Origin of the sequence: Streptomyces phytophilus (assembly GCF_013870535.1) — a bacterium.
Taxonomy (GTDB): Bacteria; Actinomycetota; Actinomycetes; order Streptomycetales; family Streptomycetaceae; genus Streptomyces; species Streptomyces phytophilus.
This window is the reverse complement of sequence record NZ_JACBXC010000651.1, coordinates 1-3,389: the sequence shown is the minus strand read 5'-3', so window position 1 is coordinate 3,389 and position 3,389 is coordinate 1. Positions and strand designations below refer to the sequence as shown.

Below are 3,389 nucleotides of genomic sequence, written 5' to 3'. Positions count from 1 at the left end.
TCCGGGAGCCGCTGGGCGGTCGTCAGCCGCCGATGTTGACGTCGACGCAGGCGTAGAAGGCGTTCGACGTGTCGGCGACGTTCCAGACGGCGAGCACCTTCTGCTTGCCGGTGATCCCGCCGAAGTTGACGGAGTGGCTGAACTCGGCCGGCGGCTGGGCGCCGCCGTCGTCGAACTCCGCCACCTTCTGGCCGCCGACGTAGTACTGCCAGGTGCTGGTGCTGTGCCGGGCGGTGATCTTCCAGTTGAACGTCGTGGTGCTGCCGACGTTCGTGACCTTCCAGCCCTTGCTGTCGTCGTCCAGCTCGGCGAAGCCCTGGTTGCCGCCGCTGCAGCTCGTCAGGCCCTTCGGCCCTTCGACGCTCTGCGGCTCGTACTTGATGGCGCCGCACTCGACGGCGCCCGTCGCGCACTGGTCCTGGCGGCTCGGCGGGTTGGTGATCCAGCCGTGCGCGCTCGCCTGCTGGGCCGGGAGGGCGAGGAGGAGCAGCGGGGCGGTGCCCGCGCCGACGACCGCCGCCTTGAGGGCCCTGCTGCCCCTGCCGGCACGCTTCGTACTGCGGTGCATACAACACTCCTTGCGTGGGGGGTAATTGGTCTAGACTTTAGTCATTGGCCGTTCACCGTCAACCCCTGCAGCAGCCACGCATCTTGCCGGCCGCCTTCCCGCCGGTTCGGCGGAACGCACGGTTGATTACGGGGTGCACCACTACCTACGGTGACCGTGTGACGACAAAGGCGCCCGGCTCCGGCGCCGGCCCGCCGGAGCAGCCACCACCTTTCGACCCCGCGGCGGCCCGTCGATTACGCCGCGCCCTGGGCCTCGGCCACGACCACGTCGCCTACGGCATGCACGCCGCGTACGGCCTGGCCGTACCCGCCGCCGCGGTGGCGGACTGGGAGAAGGGCCACGCCCGCCCCACCCGGGACCAACTCGACGCCCTGGCAGGCGCCCTGTGGTGCACGCCGGCCGACCTGATGGGCTCCTCCACGTCCCTCCACGCCCACCGCCGCGCGCACGGTATGCCCCTGGACGACGTGGCCCGGCACATCGGCATGGACCCCGCGACGTACCTCAGCGCCGAGCGGACCGGCCGCTGGCCCGGCACCGAGTCCCAGGCCACCCGGCTCGCCTACCTCCTGCGGCTCCCCTTACCCGACCTCCTGGACCTCACCGGCCGCAGCGAGCCCCTCGCCCGCCACCTCCGCGACGCCGCCACCACCCGCTGGCAGCCCCACGTCCGCCCCGTGGCCCGCCTCACCCGCCTCCCGCGCCGCCCTCTGGAACGCGCCCTGAGCACGCTGCACGAGGAGTACCAGACCCGCGTCGCGGCGGCCCGCAACTGGGGCGAGGACCCGGCCCCGGAGCCGGCCGCGGGGGTGACGACGTACCTCCAGCAGGTGCTCCCCCGCTTCTGGGAACTCCTGCGCAACTGACGTACCGACCCCCGCTGTTCTCCCGCACTAGCGATCCACTACCGGATCACGAGGGGCGCCGGTTAGCGTCTGGCGCGATCCACCGGCAGGGGTTCCGCCCGGGATACGCAGGACACCAGCGTGCACAGAGATAGGGGACACAGCCCATGACGATGTCCGGACCTTCCCCCGTCTCCGGCCCGGGACCGCGGCGCAGGTCGGTGGTGCTCGGCGGCGTGTCGGCCGCGGCACTGGCCGCCTGGGGGCACAGCGGTGCGGCCGCCGCCGGCCGGCCCGGCAGCCCGGCGGAACCGGCCGAGGAATTCGACTTCGACACGGGCAACTTCATCCGGGACCTCGTTCCCAGGGCAGCCGGTACACCGGACGCGGGGGTCTTCGGGCCGATGGACGCGTCGATCCTGATCTGGACCACCCACGCGCTGCAGACGTCGTGGTTCGACGCGCTGGCGCCCTACCACAGGACCGCGGTCGGCGTGCACTCCCGCATCCCCCGCCGTCCCGCCCGCGAGGCCGCCACCAACAGGAACAAGAACATCGCCGGCCTGCACGCCTGGTACCAGGTCCGCAAGGGCCTGGACCCCGCGCAACTGCAGGGCATGCGCGAGCTGATGACCAGCCTCGGCCTGGACCCCGACGACGAGTCGACGGACGTGACCACCCCGGTCGGCATCGGCAACACGGCCGGCAAGGCGATCGTCGAGGCCCGCCTGCACGACGGCATGAACCACCTCGGCGACGTGGGCCGCACCTTCAACGGCCAGCCCTACGCCGACTACACCGGCTACCGGTCCGTGAACCGCCCCGACGAGCTGACCAACCCCTCGCGCTGGCAGCCCGCGGTCCACCCCCACCGCAGGCGCGTCGGCGGCGGCCCCGGCGACAAGGCCATCTGGGTCACCCAGCGGTTCGTCACCCCGCAGCTGCGGCTGGTCAAGGCCCACACCTTCCGGGACCCGGCCCGCTTCCGGCTCGTCCCGCCCGACCACACCGACCACACCGACCGCCGCCGCTACAAGCGGTCGGTGGACGAGATCCTGGAGGCGTCGGCCGGGCTCACCGACGAGCAGAAGGCGAAGGCGGAGTTCTTCGACAACAAGTTCCTTGGGATCGGCCAGTCGACGTACGCCGCGGCGGTGGCCCACGATCTGGACCTGGACGGCTGGGCCCAGCTCTTCTTCACCGCCTCCGTCGCGCAGTTCGACGACCTCATCGCCGCCTGGCACCAGAAGGCGAGGTACGACGCCGTCCGGCCGTTCAGCGCCGTCCGGCACGTCTACGGCAACCGCAAGGTGTCCGCCTGGGGCGGCCCCGGCAAGGGAACGGTCCGCGTACGTGCGGACGAGTGGGCCAGCTACCTGCCGGTGGGCGACCACCCCGACTACCCCTCCGGCTCCACCACGCTGTGCGCCGCCGAAGCGCAGGCGGCGCGGCGCTACCTCCGCTCCGACGTCCTGGACTGGACCTGGCCCGTGCCCGCCGGCTCGGGGCTGACGGAGCCGGGCCTCGTCCCCGCCAAGGACATCGAGCTGCGCTACCGCACCTGGACGGACTTCGTCGAGGACTGCGCCATGAGCCGGGTGTGGGGAGGCGTGCACTTCAAGACGACGACCGAGAGGTCCATCAGGTTCGGCACGCAGTTCGGCGACATGGCCCACGAGTTCGTCCAGCGGCACATCAAGGGGAACGTCCGGGACTGACCGTCCGCGGCGCCCTTGCAGTAGCGTCACCCGGGGACGGCCCGGGCTCCCGCCGCGGGCCGAGGACCTGCCGCCTGCGGGACCGGGCCGGAAGTCCGGCCTCCGCCCGCATCCGCGACCCCGGGGGTTTCGACGGACACCGAAGTGGCCGACGCCGTCGGCGAGACGATCCGCACCGCGCGGCTCGACCTGCTCCCCCTGCGCGTCGAGCACGCCGACGCCATGGCCGGCGTGCTGGCCGACCCCGCGCTCTAC

The 3,389-nt window shown here is 72.4% G+C and carries 3 protein-coding genes and 1 pseudogene; 3 read left to right on the top strand and 1 reads right to left on the bottom strand.

Features of this window, described 5'->3' with window-relative positions; genetic code table 11:
• Positions 1–22: 22 nt before the first annotated feature.
• On the bottom strand, positions 23–568 hold the full coding sequence (locus tag H5J30_RS22955) for a lytic polysaccharide monooxygenase auxiliary activity family 9 protein (protein ID WP_027742094.1): 546 nt from the start codon (positions 566–568) through the stop codon (positions 23–25).
• Positions 569–726: 158 nt separating this feature from the next.
• Here H5J30_RS22955 and H5J30_RS22950 point away from each other — a divergent pair, with 158 nt between their 5' ends.
• From H5J30_RS22950 to H5J30_RS36920, 3 genes and pseudogenes are all read left to right on the top strand, one after another.
• Positions 727–1,437 carry a helix-turn-helix domain-containing protein gene (locus H5J30_RS22950; RefSeq protein WP_309505608.1) on the top strand — a complete coding sequence of 237 codons (711 nt, stop codon included), beginning with the start codon at positions 727–729 and terminating at the stop codon, positions 1,435–1,437.
• A gap of 146 nt (positions 1,438–1,583) precedes the next feature.
• Positions 1,584–3,134, top strand: coding sequence for a DUF6851 domain-containing protein (locus tag H5J30_RS22945; RefSeq protein WP_258563487.1), 1,551 nt, complete (start codon positions 1,584–1,586; stop codon positions 3,132–3,134).
• A gap of 144 nt (positions 3,135–3,278) precedes the next feature.
• A pseudogene (locus H5J30_RS36920) lies at positions 3,279–3,389 on the top strand (GNAT family N-acetyltransferase); the annotation flags it as partial.

Bases quoted from the DNA above. Each gene is read 5' to 3' on its own strand.
- H5J30_RS22945 (WP_258563487.1), top strand. From the start codon at position 1,584: ATGACGATGTCCGGACCTTCCCCCGTCTCCGGCCCGGGACCGCGGCGC.
- H5J30_RS22955 (WP_027742094.1), bottom strand. From the start codon at position 568: ATGCACCGCAGTACGAAGCGTGCCGGCAGGGGCAGCAGGGCCCTCAAG.